Annotated in this window: 30 protein-coding genes; 12 read left to right on the top strand and 18 right to left on the bottom strand. The window is 48.5% G+C overall.

Going from position 1 to position 25,694, the window contains the following annotated elements; translation table 11 throughout:
- Positions 1–2 precede the first annotated feature (2 nt).
- The 9 genes from fliJ (at position 3) to fliR (ending at position 6,074) form a co-directional block, all read left to right on the top strand.
- Positions 3–449, top strand: coding sequence for a flagellar export protein FliJ (gene fliJ / locus R9X49_RS09775; RefSeq protein WP_319848196.1), 447 nt, complete (start codon positions 3–5; stop codon positions 447–449).
- Positions 446–1,741 carry a flagellar hook-length control protein FliK gene (locus tag R9X49_RS09780; RefSeq protein WP_319848197.1) on the top strand — a complete coding sequence of 432 codons (1,296 nt, stop codon included), beginning with the start codon at positions 446–448 and terminating at the stop codon, positions 1,739–1,741. The genes fliJ and R9X49_RS09780 overlap by 4 nt, the downstream gene beginning before the upstream one ends.
- 155 nt (positions 1,742–1,896) lie before the next feature.
- Complete coding sequence (gene fliL, locus R9X49_RS09785; protein WP_015840786.1) at positions 1,897–2,376, top strand: flagellar basal body-associated protein FliL; 480 nt, start codon at positions 1,897–1,899, stop codon at positions 2,374–2,376.
- 5 nt (positions 2,377–2,381) lie between these two features.
- Positions 2,382–3,395: a flagellar motor switch protein FliM gene (gene fliM / locus R9X49_RS09790; RefSeq protein ID WP_319848198.1), complete on the top strand. Its 1,014-nt coding sequence runs from the start codon at positions 2,382–2,384 to the stop codon at positions 3,393–3,395.
- A complete protein-coding gene (gene fliN, locus R9X49_RS09795) occupies positions 3,388–3,801 on the top strand; it encodes a flagellar motor switch protein FliN (protein ID WP_015840788.1) in 414 nt (137 codons plus the stop codon). Before fliM ends, fliN begins: the two co-directional genes overlap by 8 nt.
- On the top strand, positions 3,801–4,223 hold the full coding sequence (fliO, locus tag R9X49_RS09800; protein WP_319848199.1) for a flagellar biosynthetic protein FliO: 423 nt from the start codon (positions 3,801–3,803) through the stop codon (positions 4,221–4,223). The genes fliN and fliO overlap by 1 nt, the downstream gene beginning before the upstream one ends.
- 77 nt (positions 4,224–4,300) lie before the next feature.
- Positions 4,301–4,996, top strand: coding sequence for a flagellar type III secretion system pore protein FliP (fliP, locus tag R9X49_RS09805; protein ID WP_319848630.1), 696 nt, complete (start codon positions 4,301–4,303; stop codon positions 4,994–4,996).
- Between the two features lie 20 nt (positions 4,997–5,016).
- Positions 5,017–5,286: a flagellar biosynthesis protein FliQ gene (gene fliQ, locus R9X49_RS09810; protein WP_015840791.1), complete on the top strand. Its 270-nt coding sequence runs from the start codon at positions 5,017–5,019 to the stop codon at positions 5,284–5,286.
- A gap of 2 nt (positions 5,287–5,288) precedes the next feature.
- Positions 5,289–6,074, top strand: a complete 786-nt coding sequence (gene fliR, locus R9X49_RS09815; RefSeq protein ID WP_319848200.1) for a flagellar biosynthetic protein FliR — start codon at positions 5,289–5,291, stop codon at positions 6,072–6,074.
- Positions 6,075–6,415: 341 nt separating this feature from the next.
- Here fliR and flgL read toward each other — a convergent pair whose 3' ends face one another.
- The 11 genes from flgL to flgB all read right to left on the bottom strand — a co-directional run bounded on the left by flgL (position 6,416) and on the right by flgB (position 16,625).
- Complete coding sequence (flgL, locus tag R9X49_RS09820) at positions 6,416–7,369, bottom strand: flagellar hook-associated protein FlgL (RefSeq protein WP_319848201.1); 954 nt, start codon at positions 7,367–7,369, stop codon at positions 6,416–6,418.
- Between the two features lie 31 nt (positions 7,370–7,400).
- Positions 7,401–9,107 (bottom strand): flagellar hook-associated protein FlgK, encoded by a 1,707-nt coding sequence (gene flgK / locus R9X49_RS09825; protein ID WP_319848203.1) that lies wholly within the window; start codon positions 9,105–9,107, stop codon positions 7,401–7,403.
- Positions 9,108–9,232: 125 nt separating this feature from the next.
- Positions 9,233–10,195, bottom strand: a complete 963-nt coding sequence (gene flgJ / locus R9X49_RS09830) for a flagellar assembly peptidoglycan hydrolase FlgJ (protein WP_319848204.1) — start codon at positions 10,193–10,195, stop codon at positions 9,233–9,235.
- Entirely contained in the window at positions 10,195–11,304 is a 1,110-nt protein-coding gene (locus R9X49_RS09835; RefSeq protein ID WP_319848205.1) for a flagellar basal body P-ring protein FlgI, read from the bottom strand. Before R9X49_RS09835 ends, flgJ begins: the two co-directional genes overlap by 1 nt.
- 16 nt (positions 11,305–11,320) lie before the next feature.
- Positions 11,321–12,034 (bottom strand): flagellar basal body L-ring protein FlgH, encoded by a 714-nt coding sequence (locus tag R9X49_RS09840; RefSeq protein ID WP_319848631.1) that lies wholly within the window; start codon positions 12,032–12,034, stop codon positions 11,321–11,323.
- A gap of 180 nt (positions 12,035–12,214) precedes the next feature.
- On the bottom strand, positions 12,215–12,997 hold the full coding sequence (flgG, locus tag R9X49_RS09845; protein ID WP_010279572.1) for a flagellar basal-body rod protein FlgG: 783 nt from the start codon (positions 12,995–12,997) through the stop codon (positions 12,215–12,217).
- A 27-nt stretch (positions 12,998–13,024) separates the two neighbouring features.
- A complete protein-coding gene (locus R9X49_RS09850) occupies positions 13,025–13,780 on the bottom strand; it encodes a flagellar basal body rod protein FlgF (protein ID WP_319848206.1) in 756 nt (251 codons plus the stop codon).
- A gap of 21 nt (positions 13,781–13,801) precedes the next feature.
- Positions 13,802–15,004: a flagellar hook protein FlgE gene (gene flgE / locus R9X49_RS09855; RefSeq protein ID WP_319848207.1), complete on the bottom strand. Its 1,203-nt coding sequence runs from the start codon at positions 15,002–15,004 to the stop codon at positions 13,802–13,804.
- Between the two features lie 75 nt (positions 15,005–15,079).
- Entirely contained in the window at positions 15,080–15,760 is a 681-nt protein-coding gene (flgD, locus tag R9X49_RS09860; RefSeq protein WP_319848208.1) for a flagellar hook assembly protein FlgD, read from the bottom strand.
- 15 nt (positions 15,761–15,775) lie between these two features.
- Positions 15,776–16,180, bottom strand: a complete 405-nt coding sequence (gene flgC / locus R9X49_RS09865; RefSeq protein WP_015840801.1) for a flagellar basal body rod protein FlgC — start codon at positions 16,178–16,180, stop codon at positions 15,776–15,778.
- Between the two features lie 28 nt (positions 16,181–16,208).
- Positions 16,209–16,625 carry a flagellar basal body rod protein FlgB gene (flgB, locus tag R9X49_RS09870; protein ID WP_039298683.1) on the bottom strand — a complete coding sequence of 139 codons (417 nt, stop codon included), beginning with the start codon at positions 16,623–16,625 and terminating at the stop codon, positions 16,209–16,211.
- 165 nt (positions 16,626–16,790) lie between these two features.
- Here flgB and flgA point away from each other — a divergent pair, with 165 nt between their 5' ends.
- The 3 genes from flgA to R9X49_RS09885 all read left to right on the top strand — a co-directional run bounded on the left by flgA (position 16,791) and on the right by R9X49_RS09885 (position 18,341).
- Positions 16,791–17,459: a flagellar basal body P-ring formation chaperone FlgA gene (gene flgA, locus R9X49_RS09875; protein WP_319848209.1), complete on the top strand. Its 669-nt coding sequence runs from the start codon at positions 16,791–16,793 to the stop codon at positions 17,457–17,459.
- A 142-nt stretch (positions 17,460–17,601) separates the two neighbouring features.
- Positions 17,602–17,898, top strand: a complete 297-nt coding sequence (flgM, locus tag R9X49_RS09880) for a flagellar biosynthesis anti-sigma factor FlgM (RefSeq protein ID WP_319848210.1) — start codon at positions 17,602–17,604, stop codon at positions 17,896–17,898.
- A 5-nt stretch (positions 17,899–17,903) separates the two neighbouring features.
- Positions 17,904–18,341: a flagella synthesis protein FlgN gene (locus R9X49_RS09885; RefSeq protein ID WP_319848211.1), complete on the top strand. Its 438-nt coding sequence runs from the start codon at positions 17,904–17,906 to the stop codon at positions 18,339–18,341.
- A 60-nt stretch (positions 18,342–18,401) separates the two neighbouring features.
- On the opposite strand, the gene R9X49_RS09890 is transcribed toward R9X49_RS09885, so the two are convergent.
- The 7 genes from R9X49_RS09890 to cheR form a co-directional block, all read right to left on the bottom strand.
- Positions 18,402–18,809, bottom strand: a complete 408-nt coding sequence (locus R9X49_RS09890) for a flagellar protein FlhE (protein WP_319848212.1) — start codon at positions 18,807–18,809, stop codon at positions 18,402–18,404.
- A gap of 8 nt (positions 18,810–18,817) precedes the next feature.
- On the bottom strand, positions 18,818–20,902 hold the full coding sequence (flhA, locus tag R9X49_RS09895; RefSeq protein WP_319848213.1) for a flagellar biosynthesis protein FlhA: 2,085 nt from the start codon (positions 20,900–20,902) through the stop codon (positions 18,818–18,820).
- Entirely contained in the window at positions 20,895–22,046 is a 1,152-nt protein-coding gene (flhB, locus tag R9X49_RS09900) for a flagellar biosynthesis protein FlhB (protein WP_319848214.1), read from the bottom strand. The genes flhA and flhB overlap by 8 nt, the downstream gene beginning before the upstream one ends.
- Positions 22,047–22,290: 244 nt before the next feature.
- The gene (cheZ, locus tag R9X49_RS09905; protein WP_015840808.1) at positions 22,291–22,935 is read right to left on the bottom strand and encodes a protein phosphatase CheZ; all 645 of its coding nucleotides are present in this window, start codon (positions 22,933–22,935) and stop codon (positions 22,291–22,293) included.
- Positions 22,936–22,944: 9 nt separating this feature from the next.
- Positions 22,945–23,334, bottom strand: coding sequence for a chemotaxis response regulator CheY (cheY, locus tag R9X49_RS09910; protein WP_005970714.1), 390 nt, complete (start codon positions 23,332–23,334; stop codon positions 22,945–22,947).
- A 38-nt stretch (positions 23,335–23,372) separates the two neighbouring features.
- On the bottom strand, positions 23,373–24,425 hold the full coding sequence (locus R9X49_RS09915) for a protein-glutamate methylesterase/protein-glutamine glutaminase (RefSeq protein ID WP_180742564.1): 1,053 nt from the start codon (positions 24,423–24,425) through the stop codon (positions 23,373–23,375).
- Positions 24,425–25,297: a protein-glutamate O-methyltransferase CheR gene (cheR, locus tag R9X49_RS09920; RefSeq protein WP_014915918.1), complete on the bottom strand. Its 873-nt coding sequence runs from the start codon at positions 25,295–25,297 to the stop codon at positions 24,425–24,427. Before cheR ends, R9X49_RS09915 begins: the two co-directional genes overlap by 1 nt.
- Positions 25,298–25,694: the final 397 nt, after the last annotated feature.

The raw sequence follows: 25,694 nt of genomic DNA on the forward strand, positions 1-25,694 counted from the left end.
AGATGAAAACCCAGTCACCGCTGGTTACACTACGCGAACTGGCGCAGAAGGACGTTGAGAAAGCAGCAGGCCAGTTGGGACAGGTGCGTCAGGCACATCAGCAGGCAGAGCAGCAGCTCAATATGCTGTTAAACTATCAGGATGACTATCGTCAAAAATTGAACTCGACGATGTCTGCTGGTATGGCGAATAATAGTTGGCAAAATTATCAGCAGTTCATCCGAACGCTGGACAGTGCAATTGAGCAACACAGACAGCAGCTCTCGCAGTGGACATCACGTTTAGATTTAGCAATGAAGACCTGGCAAGAGAAACAGCAGCGATTGAACGCTTTTGAGAAACTGCAAGATCGCGAACTGACAAGACAGCTTGCCAAAGAAAATAAAATAGAACAAAAACAAATGGATGAATTTGCCCAACGGGCCTCACAGAGGAAAGCAGAATCATGAATCTGTCCGCGTTACCCATAGCTACCACCGTCAGCGATACGAGCAGTTCTTCTGCTTCTCTGCTGACACAGGGCGAGCTGCCAAAAGATTTTGTTGATCTGTTGAGCAAACGCATATCGCAAATAGCCGATACATCGGATAAAAAAACACTCGATAAAGTGGACGAAGAAGCCCTGCTAAACGCGTTAGGGAAAGAGGGTGCTTCCCTCAGTCGTGATGATTTAAACGCGATGCTCTCTTCATTCAGTTCACTTACTGGCGTAGCCGTTACCGCGGGTAAGCAAAATCCAGACATTGCCGAGCAGGCGAAGCTTAAGGGCCAGGACAAAAAAGACAGCGCCAGCGCGCCAGATAACGCCGTTGCTATGCAGGCACTGCTTGCTATGTTGCAAACAACGCCGCTTGCTACGCAGCCTGCCGCTGATAATATCGCCGCGACTGCCGTAAATACGGGGTTAGCGATTCCGGGGCTCATTGATGCTAAACGCCAGAATGAAACGCCAGCATCCGTACTAAACAATACGGGTGAAAACGCCAAAAGTATGTTGGCAAAGCTGCTCGACACATCAGTAATGCCGGATAAAGATGCAGGCCTATCACGCGATCTGCATCATGCAGGCAAGCAAGCCACATCGGCAACAACCGAGTCTGCGGATGAGGCTACAAAGTTTGCGCTAACGACGCCAGCGTCCCTTGCGGGCGATCGCAATGCATCTGAATCAGTTTCAGCCTTAAATAATAACGCGTCTCAAACTACGCCGCCTGTCGCACAAGCGATGCATGTTCAGCCAGCATCGGTGGGGACAACCACACCAGCGCCTCAGGCAGCAAGCGCACAGTTGAACGCCCCCTTTGGCTCACCGCAATGGCAAGACGCATTGGGCCAGCAGATAGTGATGTTCAGCCGTAATGGGCAGCAAACCGCGGAGCTACGTTTAAACCCGCAGGAACTGGGTGCCCTGCATATCAGCCTAAAAATTGATGATAATCAGGCACAAATTCATCTGGCATCAGCAAGCAGCCAGGTTCGTTCAGCGCTGGAAGCTGCACTACCCCACCTGCGTAACGCGATGGCAGAAAGCGGAATTAACCTTGGCCAGAGCAGCGTAGGTAGTGATTCCTCTGCCTGGCAACAGCAAATGGCCAGCAATAATAACGACGGCAATAACCGTGGTCCGTCTTATCAGCAGCAATTTGGTCATTCAGCAGAAGGCTCGGGTGAATTACTAAATGTACCAGAACAGTTAAGATCAATGGCGTCATCGGTCAACGGCGTTGATATCTTTGCCTGAAACTGAAGTAAACGAATAAGTTAGCACGGTTTTCCCTGCCTATTCTCTGTATTGAACATAGCAATAGGCAGGATAATCATCGACATTACGCATTTATTTATTGTTGGTTTCATCCAGCAATAAATATCGATAAGTAACGGGAACTATCTTTGGCTATGTCTGATATGCAAGTTCGACCAGGACGTAAACGGTCTATTTGGCTAATACTACTGATTATCGTTGCTCTCGCTGCGACTGGTGCTGCGGGCGCCGCCTGGTGGCTATTAAATCAGAAAAACTCAGCAACGGCCGAGCAGGAAGCACCGCCACCGCCAGAGCCTGTTTTCATGCCGCTGGATACCTTTACCGTTAACCTCGTCAATGCAGATAACGATCCTGACCGTGTACTGTATGTTGGTTTCACGCTGCGTTTACCAGATGAAGCAACACGCACACGGTTTACTAATTATCTGCCAGAGGTTCGCAGCAGACTGTTATTATTACTGTCTCGTCAGGACGCGATTGCGCTTGCTAATGAGCAAGGCAAACAGAAGCTGATAGAGCAAATTAAGCAAGTGCTAAGCCCACCATTAGTTCCTGGTCAACCTAACCAGGTCGTTACTGATGTTCTGTTCACGGCCTTTATACTGCGGTAACCATTATGGGCGATAGCATTCTTTCACAAGCAGAAATTGATGCATTATTAAATGGCGACAGCGGCGATAGCGATGCTGATGCGAATGCGTCGTCAAAAGCGGATGGGGGCGTCAAACCCTACGATCCGAATACGCAACGACGTGTTATCCGCGAGCGTTTACAGGCATTAGAAATCATTAATGAACGCTTTGCGCGTCAATTCCGTATGGGATTGTTTAACCTGTTGCGCCGCAGCCCTGATATCACCGTAGGTGGAATCAAGATCCAGCCATACCATGAGTTTGCCAGGAACCTTCCCGTACCGACAAACCTGAATCTGATTCACTTAAAACCGCTACGCGGCACGGCATTGTTTGTCTTTTCACCAAGCCTGGTGTTTATCGCCGTAGATAACCTTTTCGGTGGCGATGGGCGCTTCCCGACGAAAGTCGAAGGACGTGAATTTACCCATACAGAGCAACGCGTGGTTAAGCGTATGTTACGCTTGGCTCTGGAAGCCTATGGCGAAGCCTGGAATGCGATTTACAAACTTGACATCGAATACGTGCGTTCAGAAATGCAGGTCAAGTTTACCAACATCACAACGTCGCCTAATGACATCGTTGTTACTACACCATTTCACGTTGAAATCGGTTCACTAACTGGCGAATTTAACATCTGCATTCCTTTTTCAATGATCGAGCCGCTGCGCGAACTGCTGGCGAACCCACCATTGGAAAACTCACGTCAGGAAGATCAGAGCTGGCGAGATACCTTAGCCAAGCAGGTACAGCATTCCGAATTGGAATTAGTTGCAAGCTTTGTTGATATCCCACTGCGATTGTCCAAAATTCTGAAGCTCCAACCCGGCGATGTGTTACCGATCGACAAACCTGACAAAATTGTTGCTCATGTTGACGGCGTGCCGGTGCTGACCAGCCAATATGGCACGTTGAACGGGCAATATGCTCTACGTGTTGAACATTTGATTAACCCTATATTGAATTCTCTGGATAACGAGGAACAGCCCCATGAGTGACACCAAGAAACCGTCCGACGATAAGGAATCAGTGGACGATCTGTGGGCTGATGCATTTAACGAGCAACAGGCTGCAGAAAAACCGGCCGCGACAACCGAAGGCATTTTCAAATCGCTGGAAGGTCATGATCCGCTAGGCGCCTTACAGGATATCGACCTTATCCTGGATATTCCTGTCAAACTCACCGTTGAGCTTGGCCGGACTAAAATGACGATAAAAGAGCTCCTGCGTCTCACCCAAGGCTCTGTTGTCGCACTTGATGGCTTAGCTGGTGAACCACTGGATATCCTGATCAATGGCTATTTGATCGCTCAGGGTGAAGTTGTCGTTGTGTCTGACAAGTATGGTGTTCGTATTACCGACATCATCACACCATCCGAACGTATGCGCCGCCTGAGTCGTTAATGGCAATAGCCCCGGTATCATCCCCGACGCCAGTAACAAGCCAGCAGTCAACGCTTGTTACTGCGCCACCACTTACCGGCAGTATGTTACTGACACAGGTTGGTAGCGTGCTTGCTGGTATTTTATTATTTATTCTGCTGATTGCCTGGCTAGTTCGCAAACTCGGATTTGCCCCACAAGCCAAGCAAAACAAGTTGCTAAAAGTCGTATCCAGCTGCCCTGTTGGGCAACGTGAACGTGTCGTTATTGTAGAAGTTGATAATACCTGGCTGGTGTTAGGTGTTACTGCTCAACAGATCACGCCTCTGCATACACTCCCAGCACAACCAACCAACGACAGTTCATCTGCTGGCGATACCAAGCCGGTTGATTTCAATCAACTGTTAAAGAAAGTTTTAAAGCGTCCGGAAAAATCGGAATGAGTGCCTTACCTAATTATTTTCGTATCCCCCCCCTGCTTCGCACGTTGCGCTATGGTTTGACCATCGGTTTATTGTTGATGGCGCCATCGGTGTGGGCACAGCTTCCCGGAATTGTGACGCAACCGCTCCCTAATGGCGGACAAAGCTGGACGCTATCAGTACAAACGCTGGTTTTCCTCACATCATTAACGTTTATTCCTGCCGCATTGTTAATGATGACCAGCTTCACTCGGATTATCATTGTCCTGAGTTTGTTACGTAATGCGCTGGGTACGCCAACCGCGCCACCGAACCAGGTCTTGTTAGGGTTGACGCTTTTTCTGACGTTTTTCGTTATGTCGCCGGTGTTAAACCGCGTTTATGATGAAGCCTATCTTCCCTTCAGTCAGGATCAAATCAGCATGGAGGTCGCCATCGAGCGCGGTGCCGAGCCTGTGCGTGAGTTCATGCTACGGCAAACCCGAGAAAGCGATTTGGCGTTGTTTACCAGGTTGGCTGAAATTCCAGAGATCCAGGGGCCTGAAGCGGTACCTATGCGTGTACTTCTCCCTGCCTTTGTGACAAGTGAGCTAAAAACTGCTTTCCAGATTGGCTTTACCATATTTATCCCTTTCCTCATCATCGACCTCGTTGTTGCCAGCGTATTGATGGCACTAGGGATGATGATGGTTCCTCCGGCAACCATTTCCTTGCCTTTCAAACTCATGCTTTTTGTATTAGTTGATGGCTGGCAGCTGCTACTCGGTTCATTAGCCCAAAGTTTTTATAGTTAGACGGATAGAGGAATGCGACTATGACACCAGAATCGGTGATGGCGCTTGGCTATGAAGCAATGAAGATAGCATTGGCGCTGGCAGCCCCTCCGTTGATAGCGGCGCTGCTCAGCGGGCTGACTATCAGCCTCTTGCAGGCAGCGACTCAGGTAAACGAAATGACGCTGTCGTTTATCCCTAAAATCCTAACCGTATTCTTCACTTTAGTGATCGCTGGCCCCTGGATGTTAAACCTCATGCTGGACTACATGCGTACGCTATTCGGCCAGTTACCTAATATTATTGGGTAAGCATGCTGACGTTTAACAGTTGGGACATGGTGAATTGGGTCAGCCAGTTTTTCTGGCCTTTTGTCAGAATTCTTGCGTTGATTAGTACTGCGCCTGTCTTTAACGAAAGAGCGATTGGGAACCGGGTGAAAATTGGTCTGGGTGTGCTGATCACCCTACTCGTTGCGCCCTATTTGCCATTAAACACCACGCCTATTTTTTCCGTCGCAGGCATATGGCTGTTAATACAGCAAATTCTGATCGGTGTTACGCTCGGCCTGTCAATGCAGTTAGCATTTGCCGCTATTCGTCATGCGGGCGAACTCATTGGTTTACAGATGGGGCTCGCCTTTGCGACCTTTTTTGATCCCACTGGCGGCCCGAATATGCAGGTAATAGCGCGTTTCCTGAATATTCTTGCCATCTTACTGTTCCTGACATTTGATGGTCATCTCTGGATGATTTCGTTACTAGCCGATAGTTTCTATACTCTGCCCATCAGCACCAATCCTATTAACAGCCATGCCTTTCTCGCGCTTGCACGTGCCGGCGGACTGATTTTTATTAACGGATTGATGCTGGCGCTGCCAATCATCACCCTACTGCTAACCATTAACCTGGCCTTAGGCATGCTTAACCGCGTTGCCCCACAGCTCTCGGTATTTGTCGTGGGCTTCCCGATAACCCTTACAGTGGGTATCATGACGCTAGGTTTATTAATTCCGTTAATCCCACCATTTGCAGAGCACTTATTCAGTGAAGTTTTCGATTTACTCGCTGATATCCTTACCCAGCTATCCAGCCCCTAATTTCTTATAAGCAAACATAAGTCGATATGACTGACTCTTCAGGCATACGCTTGTCTGGCGCTCTTCCCTATTTCACTTTTTATATAGTTAGTCCCCCATCGCGATCGTGAGGAATCGCATGTAGTACACATGCACACATGCCATGTCAAATATCGATGCGCTAACAGGGTAAGGATTATATAAGGAGAACTAGAATTAACAGGGAGAATGCCGAGCAATGGCGATAGGATAAAAAATGGCATGTCATCTAATATAATAAAGAGATGACACGCCTAAAAAATACGCCCGGTTTAAGCGTATTCAAACCGTAAAGTAGAATAGATAAATGTTTTCTATTACTACTACTTCATCTGGAATAACGACATGCCCTGCATGTTCTGGAACGCTGTATACGAAGCCTGCAGAGAAGACTGCTGCATGATGTAAGACGAAATCGCCTCATACCAATCGGTGTCCTGCAACTGCGACAGTGTCGTTTTATTCGCAACATCACGATCTTTACCAACCGCATCGAGATTATCAATCTCATTGAGCTGAATACCCAATTCGGCCCGAACGGATGAGATGTTATTAAGCGAATTGTTTAAACCGCGGTTTGCAGTTTCTAACGCAGCGGTAACACCCGCTTTTGTTGCATCATCAGCATCCGCAAGCGGGGTTTCAAGCGCTTTAATTGCAATGTCTAGCGTTTCAAATAAGTCCGACTGGATACTCCCATCCGGTTCTTTTTTGGCATCGCCAGTTACACCATTGAAAACTGCAGAGCCAACATGGCCGACTGTCATATTTCGAGCTGAATCAACGCGCTGTGAAATGGCCTGATTTCCGCCGACGTACTGAATTCCCGTAGCACCATCAACAAACGGAGGATTATCGGTTTCATACCCAGAAAAAATATAGTTACCATTACCATCGGTACTGTTAGCCATATTCAATAATTCAGCCTTCATACCGCGCAGAGCAGTCGCGACCGATTTACGGTCGTCGTCATTCAAAACACCGCCGCCCTTGATCACTTCAGTCAACGCGCTGGTAATCGTGGTCGTGCTCTTATTAAGAATAGATTCTTCCAAAGACATACTTTGCTTAGCAAACGTACGCGCCAATGTATACTGGCTGTTTTCTGACTGAGCCTGGCCAAGCATAATGGCGCTCGCAGCCGCAATCGGATCGTCTGATGGATTTACGACGCGCTTACCGGTTGATAACTGCTCACCCGTTTTTTGCCACGTTGCCTGACCATTAATAATGCCTTGCATATTTTGCTGGTACATCATGCTGGTACTTAAGCGCATGGTATCAATTCCTCTTTCTCAAATGGTCAAACTAGCTACGAGCCGCCAACAGCGCATCAAATATAGATTGTGCAGTCTTTATTACCTGAGCATTTGCCATATAGTATTGCTGGTAACGCATCAGATCGCCGTATTCTTCATCGAGGTTTACACCAGATACGGACTGCTGTTCTGCCGTTAATTGCTTAACAACGTTTTGCTGCGATGTATTGTTTATTTTCAGGGTGCTGGTTTGGTTACCAATCTCTCCGACCAAGCTTGCGTATGCGCCGGAAATACTCGCTTTACCGCCCACAATTTTTTCATTTTGCAGCGCAAGTAATGCTTTAGCATTGGTGTTATCACTAACACCACCAAACACAGGATTACCGCTTCCATCTACTACAGGATTGCCAGCATCATCAAGCTTCACGGACGCCGCAGCAATTTTACTCGGATCGGAAATAGCCACAGACATATCGATAATCACGTCGTTAACCGGCTTGAGCAGGAAAGTATCGTTTGTCGTCGGCGTGCCCGTAATCGTCATCTTAATGCCATCAAAATTCAGACTGCTCTCAGGAGGCGTTCCCGCTGTCGTCACTGCCGCCGTGAATTTTGAATTGTCAGACAAACGGGTCACTTGCCAGTTAGCGCCATCATATTTGATCGAATAGTTGGTTGCCTGCACATCTTTGGTATTGGTGTAAGACGGCGTTAGTACGGCATTGCCAGCATTCTTGCTATCATTCAGAACGACCGCTTTACCAAAAGAGAAAAAATCGCCGCCTTTAACACCATCACGGTCATAACCCTGCTGATGTTGAGCATTAAACGCATCGGCAAATGCCAACGCGAGCTGCCCGAGCTGACCACGTGCCTCATCCAGCGTTTCTGTACGAAAAGAGAGCAACCCGCCTAATGAACCACCTGTTAACGTACTCTCATTCAGTGAGACAACATCATTTGTCTGGTCTCGATATCCAATGGTCAGGCGAGTCGGATCGCCGCTAGAACCAATGGCAACCAGCTGGTTGCTCGTTCCAGCCTGAACCAGGTTAGTACCATTTTTTAAGGCTACGTTGTAAACAACTCCATCCTGGACAGTAACATCAACACCGACCAGTTTGTTGAGCTGATCGACCAGAAGATCTCGCTGATCGAGCAAATCATTAGGCATCGTGCCGCTATTTGCACCCATTAACTTCGTGATTTCATTGTTTAAAGACGCAATTTGGTCAGTATATGTATTAACCTGGCCAACAATGCTTTGAATCTGCGTGTTTAGACCGCTGTCCATATCACGCAAATATTTATCCGTAACTTTAAACTGGTTCACCAGCCCTTCTGCCTTGCCCAGCACGGTTTGGCGTGTAGATGAATCACCGGAGTTACTGGTAAGGTTTTGCAGGTTAGAAAAGAAACCCTGAATCGTTGATGAAAGGCTTGTTGTGCTGCTGGCCAGCAAGTTATCAATCTTGGAGATCTGCTCGTAGTACGCAGTGACGGAACTGCTTGTTGTTTGCGCAGCACGTAATTGATTGGTAATAAATTCGTTGTATTGGCGATTGACGCTAACAACATTGACACCGTTACCGATATATCCAGCCGATGTGCTGCTGCTAATCGCCTGCTCGAGTATCGCATTTTGGCGGCTATACCCAGTAACAGCCTGATTACTAATGTTGTTACTCACGGTACTCAGCGCAATCTGTGCACCTTTTAAGCCACTCATCGCGGTATTAATTAAATTGGACATAAGGTGTTGTTCCTTTTACACAGGCTCTTTCGCCCTGCGCGATTAACCAAATGCTGAAAGCAGCAAATACGCTACATAAGTTAATTACTTTATCGGTCAGGCAGCGCAAATCTTGAATAAAAAAATCAAAATAGGCGGCTCAAATCGTGCGTATATGCTTTCGCCACTTTCTCACCTGAGTTCTTCATTTGCTGGATCATGCTAACCAGCTTCTGAGCATATTGCGGATCCGTTGCATAACCCGCTTTTTGTAGCGCATGAGCTGCCTGCTCAGCCGTTCCGGCACTCATCACCGCTGAATAACGTGGGTTGTTGGTGAGCAATTTCACATAGTCACCAATCGCTTCAATATAGGAATCGTACACCCGGAAACTAGCCTTGACCTTCTTGGCCACGCCCTGCTCATACTCTGTCGTGGTGATCTCCGTTGTCGGCCCATTCCAGCTACTGCCTGCTTTGATACCGAACAGGTTGTGACTAGGGCGCCCATCTTCGGTAGGAATTTCACGCTGTCCCCAGCCGGACTCAAGTGCCGCCTGAGCAATAATAAGATGGTGAGGTATGCCGCTATGCTGGCTGGCAATCTGAGCGGGCAAGGAAATCTGAGACACAAAGTTACTATTGGATAACGGCAAGGCTGAACCCGTAGTGGGCAGTTTAGGCAACGCTTTACGCACCATCTGCTCCACTGCCGCAGTTGGCATGGTTTTTAGCACATCACCATCGAATGTTAATGGAACAGAAGGAACCGGAGCTTTAGCTGCTGTTGCATCGGGAGATTGTCGGGTTAATTGCTCAACCATGACATCCGCAAGCCCCAATCCCTTGCCCTTCGTTGAGATCTCCTGGGCAATTTGCTGGTCATACATCGAGGTATACAGACGCGTCTGATCGCTGTTGAAGAGCCCATCCTGCGGAATCGCAGAACGCATACTTTTCATCATCAATTGGACAAACACGCCTTCCATTTGTTGCGCAACTGCCCTGATACCCTCTTTACTTTGAGGATTACCTGAAACTTCACGTTTCAGCGTATTCAGGGACTGCGCATCATAGGCCGCATTATTCAGCGTCTGTATATCACTCATTAGATAATTTCCAGTTTGGCACGCAAGCAGCCAGCGCTTTGCATCGCCTGCAGAATAGACATCAGCTCCATCGGCGTCGCGCCCAGAGAGTTCAGTGCACGCACGACATTGTTGAGGTTGGCGCTGGAATTGACTTGCTGTAAAGAACCGCCGGCTTGCTGTACCGAGATCTGTGTTTGAGGCGTTACCACCGTCTGACCGCCACCAAATGGTGTATTAGGCTGGCTAACATTAGCTTGCTGGTTGATCGTCACAGAAAGGTTGCCCTGAGCGATAGCACAGCTATCCAGCGTGACATCGCGGTTCATCACAACAGATCCGGTACGGGAGTTGATGATAACCTTGGCGTCCTGGATACCAACATTAACGTCAATATTCTGTATATCGGCCAGAAAGCGAACCTGAGAGCTGTTACCATGCGGGGCAAGGACCTGAATAGTCCGAGAATCCAACGGGCTCGCGGTACCACCGTATCCAGAGCGATTTATCGCATCACTCACCTTCTGCGCCATCGAAAAATCGTCGTTCTTCAACTGCAGCATGATGGTATTCGATGTGCCAAACGTGCTTGGCAACTCTCTCTCGATAACCGCACCATTACTGATTCGACCGCCGGCAAGCTGGTTAACCTGAACACTGCTTCCGCCAGCGGATGCGCCCGCACCGCCGACCAATACGTTACCTTGAGCAAGGGCATAGACCTGATTATCGACCCCTTTCAATGGGGTCATTAACAGTGTCCCGCCACGCAGGCTCTTCGCGTTCCCGAGTGAAGACACAACAACATCAATATTTTGGCCAGCTCTGCCGAAAGGCGGAAGTTCCGCCGTGACCATCACCGCAGCAACGTTTTTCAGTTGCATGTTGGTTCCGGCCGGCACGGTAATCCCTAACTGGGAAAGCATGTTAGTTAAGCTTTGTGTGGTAAACGGCGTCTGCATGGTCTGGTCACCAGAACCATCCAAACCAACAACTAAACCGTAACCAATCAACGCATTACCACGTACGCCCTGGATGTTTACCAGATCGCGAATTCTCTCTGCCGACGCGGGAGCAATATTTAGCGTCAGTAACGTCAGCAGTACAGTGAAAAATGATGCAATCCGCATGGCAGGCCTCTTAAGCTTAGAACGGAGAAACATTGAGGAAGAACCGCTGTAACCAGCCCATGTTTTGCGCTTCGTTAATATAGCCATTGCCGACATATTCAATACGCGCGTCCGCAACCTGGGTTGATGGCACCGAGTTGTTACCACTAATGGTTCTCGGATTAACTACCCCAGAGAAACGGATAAACTCTGTTCCCTGATTAATGGCAATTTGTTTTTCGCCAACAACCTGTAGGTTACCATTGGCCAGCACTTGCCCCACCGTGACCGTGATGGTGCCACTGAATGTGTTATTGGCGTTAGCGCCACCTTTCCCGGTGAAATCATTCGTCCCAGTAGCATTCAATGCCGCACGATTATTGCCTAACGGCCCCTCAAGGTACCGTGGTGTTGTCGCCACACCAAACGTCGAGGCGCCATTACGAGCAGCATTAGCAGATGAACTTTTACTGGCGCTGACATTCTCCTGCAACACGATCGTCAGTGTGTCGCCAATATTACGTGGGCGACGATCCTCAAACATCGGCTGGTAGCCATAATTCATCGGCTGCACAGTCTGGAAAATAGAACCATTGGGGCCCGCCAACACTGGCGATGCAGGCTGGGCAGTTGTAGGCCCAGTGACAACTTTATCATGCGGAATATAGGCGCAACCGTTAAGTGCTAACATCGCGATCAATGCCAACAGACGGGGTCGGCGGAGTGGTTTGATAACCGACTTTGCATTTATTATCACTGCGGATATCGCCTTAAATTAATCTATTTCACATATTCACGGGGTAAATCAAAACCATATTTGCCCACTCACCGGGTGCTTATGGCCATCATTACCCCGTTAAACACTGTCTACATTGCTAACATCAGGCTACCAGAGCACCCGCCCTCGTTCCTGAAAATAGCGGGTTACTCATTACAGCTGGGTCAATTTCTGCAACATTTGGTCAGAAGAAGAAATTGCTTTACTGTTGATTTCATAAGCACGCTGCGTCTGAATCATCGATACCAATTCCTCAGCCACGTTGACGTTGGAGGTTTCGACATATTTCTGATACAGCAAGCCTGCGCCATTCAAACCTGGGTTTGTTTCATTCGGCGCACCAGAGCTCGCGGTTTCCAGATACAGGTTCTCACCTATGCTCTCAAGGCCGCTGTCGTTAATAAAGGTTGTCAGCGTCAGCTGACCAATCTGGTTTGTTGCCGCCTGTCCTTGTACTTTAACGCTGACAATACCGTCACGGCCGATGTTCAGTTCTGTCGCATTCGCCGGAACGGTAATAGCGGGCTGAACCTGATAACCGCTGGACGTCACTAACTGACCGTTACCGTCAAGCTGGAAAGCACCATCACGCGTATAAGCCGTTGTACCGTCAGGCAACTGAACCTGAAAGAAACCCTGCCCTTTAATGGCAACGTCTTTAGAGTTACCGGTTTCGGAAAACGTCCCTTGAGTATGAATACGCTCCGTTGATACCGGACGAACACCGGTACCTAACTGCAAGCCGGACGGTAGCATCGTTTGTTCTGAAGACTGAGCGCCGGGCTGACGAACTGTTTGATACATCAAGTCTTCAAATACCGCACGCTGACGCTTGAAACCATTGGTGCTGACGTTTGCCAAGTTATTGGAAATAACGTCCATATTGGTTTGCTGAGCATTCAAGCCGGTTTTTGCAATCCACAAAGAACGGATCATTTATTCACTCCTGTGCGCACTCGGCGCTTAACCCATTGCTAATATCTGATTAGCGCGTTGTGCATTATCGTCGACGCTGCTAATGACTTTCATCTGCATTTCAAAGCGGCGAGCATTGGCAATCATATCGACCATAGTATCGACCGTGTTCACATTACTGCCCTCAATCACTCCCGGCATAATACGCACGGTGGGATCGTTTTGCAGAACATTACCACGTTGTTGCTGAGCCTGTTGCGTTAAGCGGAATAAACCGTCATCAGACCGCTCAACTTCTTGTCCCGTAGCCTTAACGAGCTTCAAACGCCCCAACTGGGCAATCGTATTCGGTGGATCCCCAGGGTTAAGAGCAGAAATCGTACCGTCTGGAGAAATACTTATCTGGGCCTGCGGCGGCACGTCAATCGGTCCACCGTCGCCCATCACTACACGCCCCTGGATAGTTAACTGCCCATCAGCGTTGATCTCCATATTACCATTACGGGTGTACGCCTCACCGCCGTTAGCCGTTTGTACTGCCAGCCAACTCTCTTTTGGTAAGGCGACATCCATTGCACGGCCGGTATAATTCATCACGCCTTCGGTCATATCAGCACCAGGCGTTGAAGCAACAACCAGCGTACGGGTAGGCAATGTCAGCCCATTGACCGGTACAGCACGCAGTGCTGAGAGCTGTGCCCGGAACCCCGGCGTTGAGGCGTTCGCCAAGTTGTTCGCAGTAATCGCCTGCTTTTCCAATGACTGGCTCGCGCCACCCATTGCCGTATAAATCGCGTGATCCATGCAATGTCCCCGTTAGGATAATTAACGCAGGCTAACCAGCGTTTGCAGAATGGAATCCTGCGTTTTGATGGTTTGCGCATTCGACTGGTAGTTACGCTGCGCAACAATCATGTTGACCAGCTCTTTACTCAGATCAACGTTCGAACTTTCGGTGGATTTGCCGATCAGCTTACCCAGGCTCCCAGAACCTGCCAGACCAACCACCGCCTGACCAGAACTCGCGGTTTCAGACCAGGCGTTATCACCTTCAGGTGACAAACCTTCTGGGTTGGCAAAGCTAGCCAGCAGGATCTGACCCAGCGCCTGTTTCTGACCGTTGCTATAGCTACCTTCGATCGTGCCATCATCATTGATCGCAAAACCAGTCAGCGATCCTGGAGCAAAACCGTTCTGGGTTGGGCTCTTATAGCTATATTCGGTATTTTGCTGCACGCTGCCAGTCAAATTAAGCGTAAACGCTCCATTTGCCGCACCGTTGGTCCCTGTGAGGTTGATGTTGAAAGGCGTATGCCCCGTTAACGCACCATTAGCAGCAAAGTTCAATGTTCCTGCGTTCTGATAAGTAGCAGGACTAACAGAGTCATCCTTGGCATAGGTTTGCCAGGTATTATTCGCCGTTTTGACAAAGTACAGCGTAAAGTTGTGCACGTTACCCTGACTGTCATAGGTTGTCAGCGCAGTCTTACTATTATACGTACCTTCAGCACCAGGCGTTGTGGCCCAGGCGCTCGTTGGAACCGAATCTGAAGATTTCAGGTTAGCAACAATTGACGCCGTTGTTGTTTGGCTCGCCAGCATGTCACCATTAGGAACCGTCAGCGGTACTGGGTCAGCACCCGTTTGAACAACTGGAGGTGTCCCCGCAACCGGGTAACCCGTCAGTTGCATACCTTGTGCGTTAACAATATTACGCCCGTTCAGCATAAACTGACCATTACGGCTGTAATAGATGGAACCATTGCTATCTTGCAGACGGTAAAAACCACCGCCGCTAATCGCGATATCCAGGTCTCGTGAAGAGGAGGTGACGGTACCATTACCGAAATCCTGCAATACCGATGCAACCTTCACACCCATACCCACTTTAGAACCTGCAAACATATCGGCAAATGTGACAGTACCGGATTTAAAACCCACTGTTGCTGAGTTAGCGATGTTATTACCGATAACATCCAGGTTATTAGATGCCGCGTTTAAGCCACTGACCGCCTGAGAAAAACCCATGTCGTTCTCCAGATAAATTGATTAAGTCATATTCCAGGTAGTGCGTTTCACTGGAATAATGTGAAATTTATAGCGTTACAGAATCTGCCTGACGTCGTCCATAGTGGCTCTGCCACGCAGTCCTAAATCCAGCAATGCACCGCTCTCGCCGCGAACGACACTATTTACCACCGCATAGCTCAATGGCTGAACAACTTGCTGTGCGCCGCCCGTACTGGCAGCGACAGTGAAGGTATAGGCCCCATCAGGCGCAACCGTGCCATCAGAAAGTTTACTATCCCAGTTAAATGAGTGAACACCAGCCGAAAGCGTCCCCAGTTCGATCGTACGAACGGCTTTACCTGTCGCATCATTAATGGTGACGGTAACCACTTCTGCGGCTTTCTCCAGTTCCACACCAAAGGGTGTACTGGTTTCTTTACCCACGAGAATGTCTTTTCCAGGGATCATGACACTGTGGCCAATCAGCGTTGTTGCCTGCATGGATTGGTTGTTATTGATCTGACCGGAAATAGAACCCAGTGTGGTATTCAATTTTTCAATACCGCTCACCGTATTGAGCTGAGCAAGCTGGCTGACAAGCTGATCGTTGCTCATCGGGTTCGTCGGGTCCTGATTCTTCAACTGCGCAACCAGAAGGGTCAGAAACTGATTCTGTAGGTCAGCAGCACTGCTAGTACCGCCTACAGATGAGGTAGTACTCGATGTGCTCTGTGTTCTCGTTGCCGAGGAAGTATCATTAATGGTTACAGACATTATTTCGTCTCCCGATTATTGCCCGATCGTTAACGTCTTCAGCATCATCGATTTTGTCGTATTCAAGACTTCGACGTTTGCCTGATAGCTGCGTGATGCAGAAATGGTATTTACCATCTCAGCCACTGGGTCAACATTCGGCATGCGAACGTATCCCTGTCCATCAGCCAGCGGGTTGCCCGGTTCGTAAACCAGACGTGCAGGTGATGGGTCTTCAATAACATTAGCCACGCGCACACCACCAGTTGACTGGCCCGGGGCCGCATTCACTTCGAATACAACCTGTTTGGCGCGATAAGGTTCGCCATCAGGGCCCGTGACGCTGTCTGCGTTTGCCAGGTTACTGGCGCTCACATTCAGACGCTGAGATTGCGCAGAAAGCGCTGAGCCTGAAATTTCGAATATATTTAATAACGACATGAATCTTTACCTTCTCATCGCGCTACGATCATGAACCTGACTGCAAGACCGACATCATGCCTTTAATCTGCCCGCCCAGAACGGTCAGGTTGGTTTGATATTTCAGGCTATTATCGGCAAAATTAGTGCGTTCCCGGTCCATATCGACCGTATTACCATCCAGTGCAGGCTGATCGGGTACGCGATAGAGCAAATCAAGTTCCGGCGGCTGAAAATTCTGTGCCGGTATATGCCGCACAGATGTGGTTTTCAGCGCGATACCCGTACCGTTCACCCGCCCTTGCTCCATCGTTTTACTGAGCTGGCTGGCAAAGTCGATATCCCTGGCCTGATAGCCTGGCGTATCCGCATTAGCAATATTCGCGGCCAGAATTTCCTGCCGCTGGGCACGCAAGTTCAACGCTTCCTGCTGAAACCGCAATGAGGCGTCTAATTTATCAAGCATGCTCCCTCCGCAAGTTAGAATTTGGAGTGAGTAGGATAATTCTCATGATGACTATGCCATCGAACGAATAGACACCAAATGCAGCGCTATTTATTGCCTTAACCTCACGCTGACATCGTTACACTTAATGCCCGATATAATCAGAACCAGGAGAGCCGAACAGGAATGAAAACAATACATTATTACCTCTATCTGACGGCGTCCTGTTTTTTCATCCTGTGTACCCCTGTCAATGCGAACGACCTTCCTGCACAGATCAATCAATTTTTTGCTTCACGCTTTCAGGGAAGCACGAATACCGTAAACGTTGTGATAAAATCACCGGAATCACAGTGGCCACAGTGCGAAGTGCCCCAAATCACGTTGCCCGGGAATACGAAAATGTGGGGTAATGTCAGCCTGTCCATACGTTGTGGACAGCAGCGCCGCTTCATTCAAACCGAAGTGCAGGTGACAGGGAACTATGTCACCAGTTCACGGCCGATAAACCGTGGAACAACGCTGACGGAAAAAGACATTCGTTTGACAAAAGGCAGGCTCGATTTATTGCCGTTGCGCCCTATACTGACGTTACAAGGCGCACAGGGCGCAGTCCTTTTGCGCGATCTCACTCCGGGTCAGGTGATTACCGCGTCCATGATCAGACGCGCCTGGGTCGTCAAGGCCGGTCAGTCGGTGCAGATTATCGCCCAAGGAGAAGGTTTCACGATTAATGGCGAAGGAAAAGCCATGAACAACGCGGCCGCCGGACAGGCAGTCAGAGTCAGAACGGCAAATGGACAAATAATCAGCGGAATCACGAACGAAGATGGGATTATTCTGATCTCACAGTAATTAATTAAAGATTTGCTCACGTTTGCCGATGATAGTTACAGAGTCATTACTGACGACGTTTTAAAATTGAACACCAATGTGATTGAAAATTCTGTAACACATTGATGATTAACTATTTATCCTCAAATCAGAGGGATGTATTATGAGTATTGATCGCACCCAGTCGCTGAAGCCGGTCAGTCAAGTGCAACAACGCGAATCTGGCGATATCGCTAAAACCAAACGCAAACAGGCTGAAGCTCAGTCTGAAGTCAGCGCAACACAGGTAAAACTGAGCGATGCGCAGGCAAAATTGATGCAGCCAGGTACGCAGGATATCGACATGAACCGCGTTGAAACCCTGAAGCAAGCAATTCGTGATGGTTCACTGAAAATTGATGCCGGAAAAATCGCGGATGCCTTGCTAAAAGAAACGCAGGATTTTTTAGCAGGTAATTAATATTTATGGAAAATCTGCAATCGATTCTGGAACAGTTGCTGCATAATTTGCGTGAGCTTGATGCTGTCATGTCTGACGAGCAAACGTTACTTTGCGCGGGGCATATTAATAGTATTGCTCTGCAACAAGTGACAGAGAAGAAAACATCCTTGCTGGCAACGATGCAGCATTTGGAAGCTCGACGTCATGAAGCCGAATCAGCGCTTAATCTACAAGCACCTTATGATGGTATTGAAAAGCTGTCTGCTTACTGGCAGCAGGTTCAAGAATTAACCAGACGTTTAAACGATCAGAATAAGCACAATGGTCTTCTGCTGAGTCGGCATATTGCCTATACCAATGAAGCCATCAATATACTGAAGCCTCGTCATGGTCAAGGACTGTACGGTCCTGATGGTCAGTCGAAAGGGGTAACAGTGGGCGGCAGAAAAATCACGTTCTAAAAGTCTCTGCATTTCAGCGGAGACTTTTCATCATCTAAAACCATTACTTATTTAAATCAACTACTTATAGTTTACCGCAATATCGATCGTACGAACGCTGAACGTATGGTTAATACGCCCATTCCCTGCAATATAGTAGACAAAACGAAACTCATTGTTAGCCGCCAGTCCCTCAAATGCCTGAGTCTGTCCGTCACCACTTCCGCCTAAATCAACACAGCGCTGCGGCGTTTGTGAACAAAGTTTAACCGCAAGCCCTGTCGGTATCTCTGAATCAATAAGATGCCGCCAATATATTGTCGTAATGGTTTCTTCTGGCTTAATGGCTATGTTCGGAGAAAAAGCTGACGTCGTCACCATTTCACCACGGTAATCCAGTTTTATTCCGGCCATACTTCCGTTCCAACTGCCAGGCGTCGCCATAGCACAGAACGGAAGTGCCAGCACAGCGACAGACAGAAAGCGCATCACCGTCCTCACTTCTGAGCTTCCCCTATAATCGATGTCATACGGATCTGACGATGATCGCTGATTTCCAAATTAGAAAGCACAGCCATGTTTGGCAGGCTACGATGCAGGAAGCGAGCGAGCAAAGCACGTAAAGCATGGTTCACGAGCAGAACCGGCGGAGCACCCAGCATTTCCTGCCGCTGTAGCGCCTGTTTCGCCTGTTCAAGCAGGCGATCGGCAAGACCAGGCTCGAGGCCGCCGCCTCCCTGAAGCGCCTGCAACAGAAGACGCTCCAATGACCCTTCCAGACCGATAACCTGAAGTTCGCTGTCTCCCGGGAACCATTGCTGAGTGATAGCACGTCCCAGAGCAACCCTGACTACCGTAGTAAGTTCATAAGGATCTGGCTGCACTGGCGCATGTTCAGCCAATGTCTCCATGATGGTGCGCATATCCCTAATAGAAACCCTCTCGCTAAGCAGATTTTGCAACACTTTGTGCAACGTTGTCAGTGTCACCACGCCAGGAATAAAATCTTCTGTCAGTTTCGGCATTTCCTGCGCAACGCGATCCATCAATTGCTGAGCTTCTTGTCTTCCGAACAATTCACTGGCATGTAATGCAATTAAGTGGTTCAAGTGTGTTGCCACCACCGTACTGGCCTCTACAACCGTGAATCCTTGGGCTTGAGCTTGTTCTTTCAGGGCATTATCAATCCAGACTGCCGGCAAGCCAAACGCAGGGTCCTGCGTGATATCGCCAGACAAAGAGCCAACCGCATTACCTGGATTGATTGCCATCCAACGCCCAGGGTGAGCCTCACCGCTCCCAACCTCGACACCTTTCATCAATATGCGATAGCTGGCAGGCTGAAGCTCTAAATTATCCCGGATATGAACCACTGGTGGTAAATACCCCATCTCCTGAGCAAACTTCTTCCTGATACTACGAATCCTGCCCAGCAACTCGCCATCTTGCTGTGCATCAACCATTGGAATCAAGCGATAACCCACTTCCATCCCAAGCGGGTCCTCAAGCTGTACGTCAGACCAGCTGGCTTCGATAACCTGATGCTTCTCCATCGCTGCCGGTATAGGCTGCATCTCAGGTTCTTTTTGCTGCTCACCGCGCATCCACCAGGCAAGCCCTAACAAAGATGCCGTGAATAACAGAAAGACAAAGTTAGGCATTCCGGGAACCAACCCAATAAGCCCGATAACCGCCGCACTCAACACCATGACCCGTGGATTGTTGAATAGCTGGGTGACCATCTGCTGGCCAACATCCTGATCGGTACTTACGCGAGTAACAATAACACCCGCGGCGGTAGAAATAATCAGAGCAGGAATCTGGGCAACCAGGCCGTCACCGATGGTAAGCAACGTATAGCTTTCCGCTGCCTGCCCTACTGGCATGTTGTGCTGTACAACACCGACGATCAACCCACCCACAATATTGATGACCATGATAATCAGTCCAGCGATAGCATCACCGCGCACGAACTTACTGGCACCATCCATTGAACCGTAAAAGTCTGATTCCTGCGTCACCTCAGCACGGCGTTTTTTCGCCTCTTCTTCACCGATGATCCCAGCATTAAGATCGGCATCGATCGCCATCTGTTTACCCGGCATACCATCCAGTACAAAACGAGCGCCTACTTCAGCGATACGTCCTGCACCTTTGGTGATAACCATGAAGTTGATTAAGACAAGAATGATAAAGACCACAATACCGATGGCGAAATTCCCACCAACCAGAAAGTGACCAAATGCTTCAACGACTTTACCGGCAGCAGCGGTGCCCGTATGACCTTCCAGTAAAATAATACGGGTAGATGCAACGTTGAGTGACAAACGCAGCAACGTAGAAAACAGCAGGATAGTAGGGAATGCAGCAAACTCTAGCGTCCGCTGCGTGAACATCGCAACCAGCAATACCATGATTGACAGTGCGATGTTAAAGGTAAAGAGCAGATCCAGAATGAATGGCGGCAGCGGCAATACCATCATGGAAAGTATCAGCAGGATCAGTATAGGTCCGGCTAATATTTGCCATTGGGTACCTTTCATATTACTCGGTAAACGAAGCAAAGAGGCCAAATTAGCCATCAGTAGTATTCTCTTTAGCAAAATCCAGCGCATCAGGCACTGGTAAATGTTTCGGTTTTCTAGGAATTAATCCACCTTCCCGCTTCCAGCGTTTCAGTTGATAAACCCAAGCTAAGACTTCTGCAACAGCAGCATACAACGCAGCCGGGATGTGCTCTCCGACCTCTGAATGACGAAATAGCGCTCGCGCCAACGGTGGCGCTTCTAAAATAGGGACGCGATGCTCGGTCCCCAACTCACGAATACGTAACGCGATCTCACCCGCACCTTTAGCCAACACTTTCGGCGCATTCATTTTTTTCTCATCATAACGTAATGCTACCGCATAATGCGTCGGGTTAGTGACTATCACATCAGCCTTAGGCACATCAGCCATCATTCTGCGTTGGGCTATCGCCCTTTGTTGCTGACGAATACGGCCTTTAACATGAGGATCGCCTTCACTCTGTTTATGCTCGTCCCGAATTTCCTGCTTGCTCATCCGTAACTTTTTGATGTGGCTCCAGACTTGCCAAAACACATCAAAAGCGACCATAGGAATAAGGCCCATAATGATGAGAAAGCCACACATTACGGCCAATTCTAACGCATCACCTAACGCCGCAACCGGCGATTCGGATATTAAATGCAATATTTTTGGCCAGTTATGAATCAAGAACAACGTACTAATGATCCCGACCATGACTGATTTTAATATTGCTTTAAAAAGCTCAGCCAGTGATTGTGCAGAAAACAACCGTTTCAGCCCAGAAATAGGATCTAATTTTTTGAAGTCAACTTTTAAAGATTTGGTACTAAATAGTACCCCACCGAGCAGCAAAGGCGCTGACAGTGCAACCAACACAGCCCCGAGCATAATGGGTATTAACGCCGATGCCGCCTGACTCAATAATGAGCCAACATGCCGTAGCATTTGGGTATCATCGCCAATCGTTGCGTAATCAAAATTTAACGACTGTGAGACAATTCTGGCCAATCGGCCAGCCATCGTATCGCCACCTATCCACAAAATAGCCAATCCTGCGACCATCATCAGAACAGAAGTCAGCTCTCGCGATCGTGGGATCTGGCCTTCTTCACGCGCCTTTTCCTCCTTTTGGGGAGTGGGGGCTTCTGTTTTTTCTAGATCGCTATCATCTGCCACTATGGCGTTCCTGTTACGACTTTCGGGATAGGAATTTGCTGCCTAGCATGACAAATACAGAAAAGTTTTATGGCTGGAACAACGAGAAAAACCAACGCTTCTTTAACGAATAGTACGGGTGAAAGGCGGGAAAAAATCGGATTTAGCTATTTATGGCCATAGGTGCTGGCCATAAATAACTGGTCGATGGTGTTCAACATTTTTTCAAAAAAGGGAATCATTCCCTTTCCTGAAGGGAAATGCATTAGAACCCAAGGCTATCCAGAAGGTCATCAACCTGATCCTGATTGGCGACGATACCTGCTGCGCCTTTATCCAATTGTGGCCCGTTCAGCAGACCATCATTTGCACGCTTAGGCGCATCTGGTTTTTCTGGGATATTTTCCAGCAACACCATCAGCAGTTGTTTTTCAATCTCCTGGACAACATCCATCATACGCTTGATAACCTGACCGGTAAGGTCCTGGAAATCCTGCGCCATCATAATTTCCAACAGTTGAGCGTTGGTAAATGAGGTATGCTGTGGTACATCTTCAAGATAGCTACGCGTATCCGTCACCAATTCACGCGCATCAGCCAGCTCGATTGGATTCTCAAACCATTCATCCCAACGAGCTTTCAGAGACTTAGCATCAGCTTCTAGTTGGTTTTGACGTGGCTGTGCAGCCTCTACGCAACTCAGCGCGCGCTCTGCCGCTTGCGCAGTCATCTGGACAACATAGTCAAGACGATCGCGGGCATCAGGAATAGCTTCTGCTGCTTCTGCTATCGCATTATCCAGACCCAGCTCTTTCAAGCTGTCGCGCAGCATACGAGTCAATTGGCCAATACGCGAAATGATCTCGGTTGCTGAAGCGGTGTCGTTCACGGACGGCATATGTGGCGTCATAAGATCCCCTTACATACCCAGTTTTTCGAAAATCTTATTCAGTTTTTCTTCAAGGGTAGCTGCAGTAAATGGTTTAACTACATAGCCGCTAGCACCCGCTTGTGCTGCAGCGATAATGTTCTCTTTCTTCGCTTCCGCCGTCACCATCAGTACGGGAAGGCTGGAAAGCGCACCGTCAGCACGAATAGTCTGGAGCAGCTCCAGTCCGTCCATGTTGGGCATATTCCAGTCAGAAATGACGAAATCAAAAGCACTAGCACGAAGCTTGTTTAGCGCATCAGCACCATCTTCTGCCTCTTCTACGTTATTAAAGCCCAGTTCCTTCAGCAGGTTACGGACAATTCGGCGCATCGTCGAAAAATCATCCACTACCAGAAATCTGAGTTCTTTATCGGCCATACCTACTCCTAAAATATTTATTGCTCACCGAGAGCTGCTTATATACGTAATGCCTGTCCGGCAGAGATTTGTGCCAACATGCGCTGGCTCACCTGGTGCAAATCCACCACTTCATCAACGCCACCCATAGCAATCGCTTCACGTGGCATCCCGAAAACCACACAACTTGCTTCATTTTGGGCCAGAGTATAAGCACCAGCCTGATGGAGTTCCAACATGCCAGCCGCCCCATCATTGCCCATTCCTGTAAGGATTACCCCTACGGCATTTCGCCCGGCGTATTGTGCAACCGAACGGAATAACACATCGACTGATGGACGATGCCGATTAACGGGAGGTCCATCATTTAAACGTACCTGATAGTTTGCTCCACTACGCGCCAGTTCAAGATGGCGAGCGCCTGGCGCAATGTAGGCATGACCAGGAAGAACACGTTCTCCGTCTTCTGCTTCTTTCACTGTAATCTGGCACAGTTTGTTCAACCGCTCGGCAAAAGATTTCGTAAAGCCTGGCGGCATATGCTGTGTAATCAGTAATGCAGGGCTTGTCGGCGGCAGAGGCTGTAATACATGCCGTATCGCTTCCGTTCCCCCCGTCGATGCACCAATCGCGATCAATTTCTCACTACTAAGCAGTGGCATATGCTGAATAATTTTTGTAGGCTCTGCTGCGGTACTACGCTGCGGCAGGCGTGCCTTCGCTGCCATGCGAATTTTTTCCGCAATCAGCTCGCTATACGCCAGCATCCCCTCACGAATGCCTAACTGAGGTTTGGTGACAAAATCAATCGCACCAAGCTCCAGAGCGCGAAGCGTAATTTCCGACCCTTTTCCCGTCAGGGACGACACCATGACAACCGGCATCGGGCGCAAACGCATAAGCTTCTCAAGAAAATCCAACCCATCCATACGTGGCATTTCAACATCCAGCGTTAATACCTGAGGATTGAATTTTTTAATCAAATCACGAGCAACTAATGGATCTGGCGCAGTCGCGACAACTTCCATATCGGAATGGCTATTAATTATTTCAGTCATGATCTGACGCATGAGGGCAGAATCATCAACGCATAATACTCTTATCTTGCTCATTATCTTTCCTTAGCCAGCCCGTATACAGTTTGCCCACGCAAATAGAATTCGCGACTGATCTGGCTGAAATTCTCTGAATGCCCGGCAAATAACAATCCCCCCGGCTTAAGCATCGGGACGAATCGACGGAGAATACGCTCTTGAGTTTCTTTATCGAAATAAATCATTACATTACGACAAAAAATAGCATCGAATGGCGCGGGAACAGACCAATCAGGCGCGAGCAGATTGAGTTGTTGGAAATGTACCATTGACGCAAGCTCAGGACGAACGCGCACCAAACCACTATGTGGCCCAGTGCCGCGTAAAAAGAATCGCTGTAGCTGCTGTGGAGAAAGAGAGCGCAACTCTTCCTGACGATAGATACCAGCCGTTGCCTTTTCTAATACCTGGGTATCGATATCACTGGCCCATACCTGGCATCCACTCGCTTTATTACCTAAGACTTCTGCAAGTGTCATCGCCAGCGAATAAGGCTCTTCCCCTGTAGAAGCCGCCGTACTCCAGATAGTGTAGCCATTTGGACGTTTTCTGGCATGCTCAGCCAATATAGGAAAATGATGCGCTTCACGGAAAAACGCCGTTAGGTTTGTGGTTAACGCATTAACAAAGGCTTGCCATTCCGCACTGTTAGGATCTGATTCCAGTAGCGCTAAATACTGACCGAAATCATTGATTCCAAGCAAACGGAGACGCCTAACCAAACGGTTATAAACCATTTCACGTTTGTGATCGGCCAGAACGATGCCAGCACGCTGATATATTAATTGGCTGATTCGCCGGAAATGAGTATCCGACAACGGCAACCGGTCAACCATCTGCGTCAGGATAGAGGCAGATTCAGGGCGATTTTGCGATGGTGTACTTTTCATATCAAACCGCTCGAATAGTGTTTTTTGCTATGGTTTTTTTCAATCTGAACTTTCCTTTACAGCTAACGCAGGTTTTTTATTGTCATTCGTCAATTGCTCATCGCATTGCGATTAAAACTGACACTGTATTGGTAATACACTCTACAAGTTCTGCAAGCAGAGCCGGTTAGCGTGTTCGTTCTACCAAAGCCACATGCTGTTGGGTGGCATTTCCCTCTCATCACAGCTGTGCTACCTGCTTTATTCTTTGGCCTTAATACCAAAGCCAGCCTCACCCCATCATATCCATAACATAAGTTACAGATTGAACAATACCATGAATTACTCTGCTTCAAAGCACCCAGTGCTATATCGCTTATAAACCCCAGGCACGCAGTGGCAAATTACTCGCATGTTC

This window comes from Pectobacterium carotovorum (assembly GCF_033898505.1).
GTDB classification, from domain to species: domain Bacteria; phylum Pseudomonadota; class Gammaproteobacteria; order Enterobacterales; family Enterobacteriaceae; genus Pectobacterium; species Pectobacterium carotovorum_J.

What these genes read in the sequence shown, in the direction of transcription:
- flhA (WP_319848213.1), bottom strand. Translation starts at nt 20,902, where the DNA reads ATGGCTAATTTGGCCTCTTTGCTTCGTTTACCGAGTAATATGAAAGGT.
- fliO (WP_319848199.1), top strand. Translation starts at nt 3,801, where the DNA reads ATGGCAATAGCCCCGGTATCATCCCCGACGCCAGTAACAAGCCAGCAG.
- fliR (WP_319848200.1), top strand. Translation starts at nt 5,289, where the DNA reads ATGCTGACGTTTAACAGTTGGGACATGGTGAATTGGGTCAGCCAGTTT.
- flgG (WP_010279572.1), bottom strand. Translation starts at nt 12,997, where the DNA reads ATGATCCGTTCTTTGTGGATTGCAAAAACCGGCTTGAATGCTCAGCAA.
- flgE (WP_319848207.1), bottom strand. Translation starts at nt 15,004, where the DNA reads ATGGGTTTTTCTCAGGCGGTCAGTGGCTTAAACGCGGCATCTAATAAC.
- flgK (WP_319848203.1), bottom strand. Translation starts at nt 9,107, where the DNA reads ATGTCCAATTTAATTAATACCGCGATGAGTGGCTTAAAAGGTGCACAG.
- cheZ (WP_015840808.1), bottom strand. Translation starts at nt 22,935, where the DNA reads ATGACGCCACATATGCCGTCCGTGAACGACACCGCTTCAGCAACCGAG.
- R9X49_RS09890 (WP_319848212.1), bottom strand. Translation starts at nt 18,809, where the DNA reads ATGCGCTTTCTGTCTGTCGCTGTGCTGGCACTTCCGTTCTGTGCTATG.
- R9X49_RS09915 (WP_180742564.1), bottom strand. Translation starts at nt 24,425, where the DNA reads ATGAGCAAGATAAGAGTATTATGCGTTGATGATTCTGCCCTCATGCGT.
- fliM (WP_319848198.1), top strand. Translation starts at nt 2,382, where the DNA reads ATGGGCGATAGCATTCTTTCACAAGCAGAAATTGATGCATTATTAAAT.
- flgD (WP_319848208.1), bottom strand. Translation starts at nt 15,760, where the DNA reads ATGTCTGTAACCATTAATGATACTTCCTCGGCAACGAGAACACAGAGC.
- cheR (WP_014915918.1), bottom strand. Translation starts at nt 25,297, where the DNA reads ATGAAAAGTACACCATCGCAAAATCGCCCTGAATCTGCCTCTATCCTG.
- R9X49_RS09850 (WP_319848206.1), bottom strand. Translation starts at nt 13,780, where the DNA reads ATGGATCACGCGATTTATACGGCAATGGGTGGCGCGAGCCAGTCATTG.
- flgB (WP_039298683.1), bottom strand. Translation starts at nt 16,625, where the DNA reads ATGCTTGATAAATTAGACGCCTCATTGCGGTTTCAGCAGGAAGCGTTG.
- fliQ (WP_015840791.1), top strand. Translation starts at nt 5,017, where the DNA reads ATGACACCAGAATCGGTGATGGCGCTTGGCTATGAAGCAATGAAGATA.
- flgC (WP_015840801.1), bottom strand. Translation starts at nt 16,180, where the DNA reads ATGTCGTTATTAAATATATTCGAAATTTCAGGCTCAGCGCTTTCTGCG.
- flgM (WP_319848210.1), top strand. Translation starts at nt 17,602, where the DNA reads ATGAGTATTGATCGCACCCAGTCGCTGAAGCCGGTCAGTCAAGTGCAA.
- flgL (WP_319848201.1), bottom strand. Translation starts at nt 7,369, where the DNA reads ATGCGCTTAAGTACCAGCATGATGTACCAGCAAAATATGCAAGGCATT.
- fliP (WP_319848630.1), top strand. Translation starts at nt 4,301, where the DNA reads ATGGCGCCATCGGTGTGGGCACAGCTTCCCGGAATTGTGACGCAACCG.
- flgJ (WP_319848204.1), bottom strand. Translation starts at nt 10,195, where the DNA reads ATGAGTGATATACAGACGCTGAATAATGCGGCCTATGATGCGCAGTCC.
- R9X49_RS09835 (WP_319848205.1), bottom strand. Translation starts at nt 11,304, where the DNA reads ATGCGGATTGCATCATTTTTCACTGTACTGCTGACGTTACTGACGCTA.
- fliN (WP_015840788.1), top strand. Translation starts at nt 3,388, where the DNA reads ATGAGTGACACCAAGAAACCGTCCGACGATAAGGAATCAGTGGACGAT.
- fliJ (WP_319848196.1), top strand. Translation starts at nt 3, where the DNA reads ATGAAAACCCAGTCACCGCTGGTTACACTACGCGAACTGGCGCAGAAG.
- cheY (WP_005970714.1), bottom strand. Translation starts at nt 23,334, where the DNA reads ATGGCCGATAAAGAACTCAGATTTCTGGTAGTGGATGATTTTTCGACG.
- R9X49_RS09780 (WP_319848197.1), top strand. Translation starts at nt 446, where the DNA reads ATGAATCTGTCCGCGTTACCCATAGCTACCACCGTCAGCGATACGAGC.
- fliL (WP_015840786.1), top strand. Translation starts at nt 1,897, where the DNA reads ATGTCTGATATGCAAGTTCGACCAGGACGTAAACGGTCTATTTGGCTA.
- flgA (WP_319848209.1), top strand. Translation starts at nt 16,791, where the DNA reads ATGAAAACAATACATTATTACCTCTATCTGACGGCGTCCTGTTTTTTC.
- R9X49_RS09885 (WP_319848211.1), top strand. Translation starts at nt 17,904, where the DNA reads ATGGAAAATCTGCAATCGATTCTGGAACAGTTGCTGCATAATTTGCGT.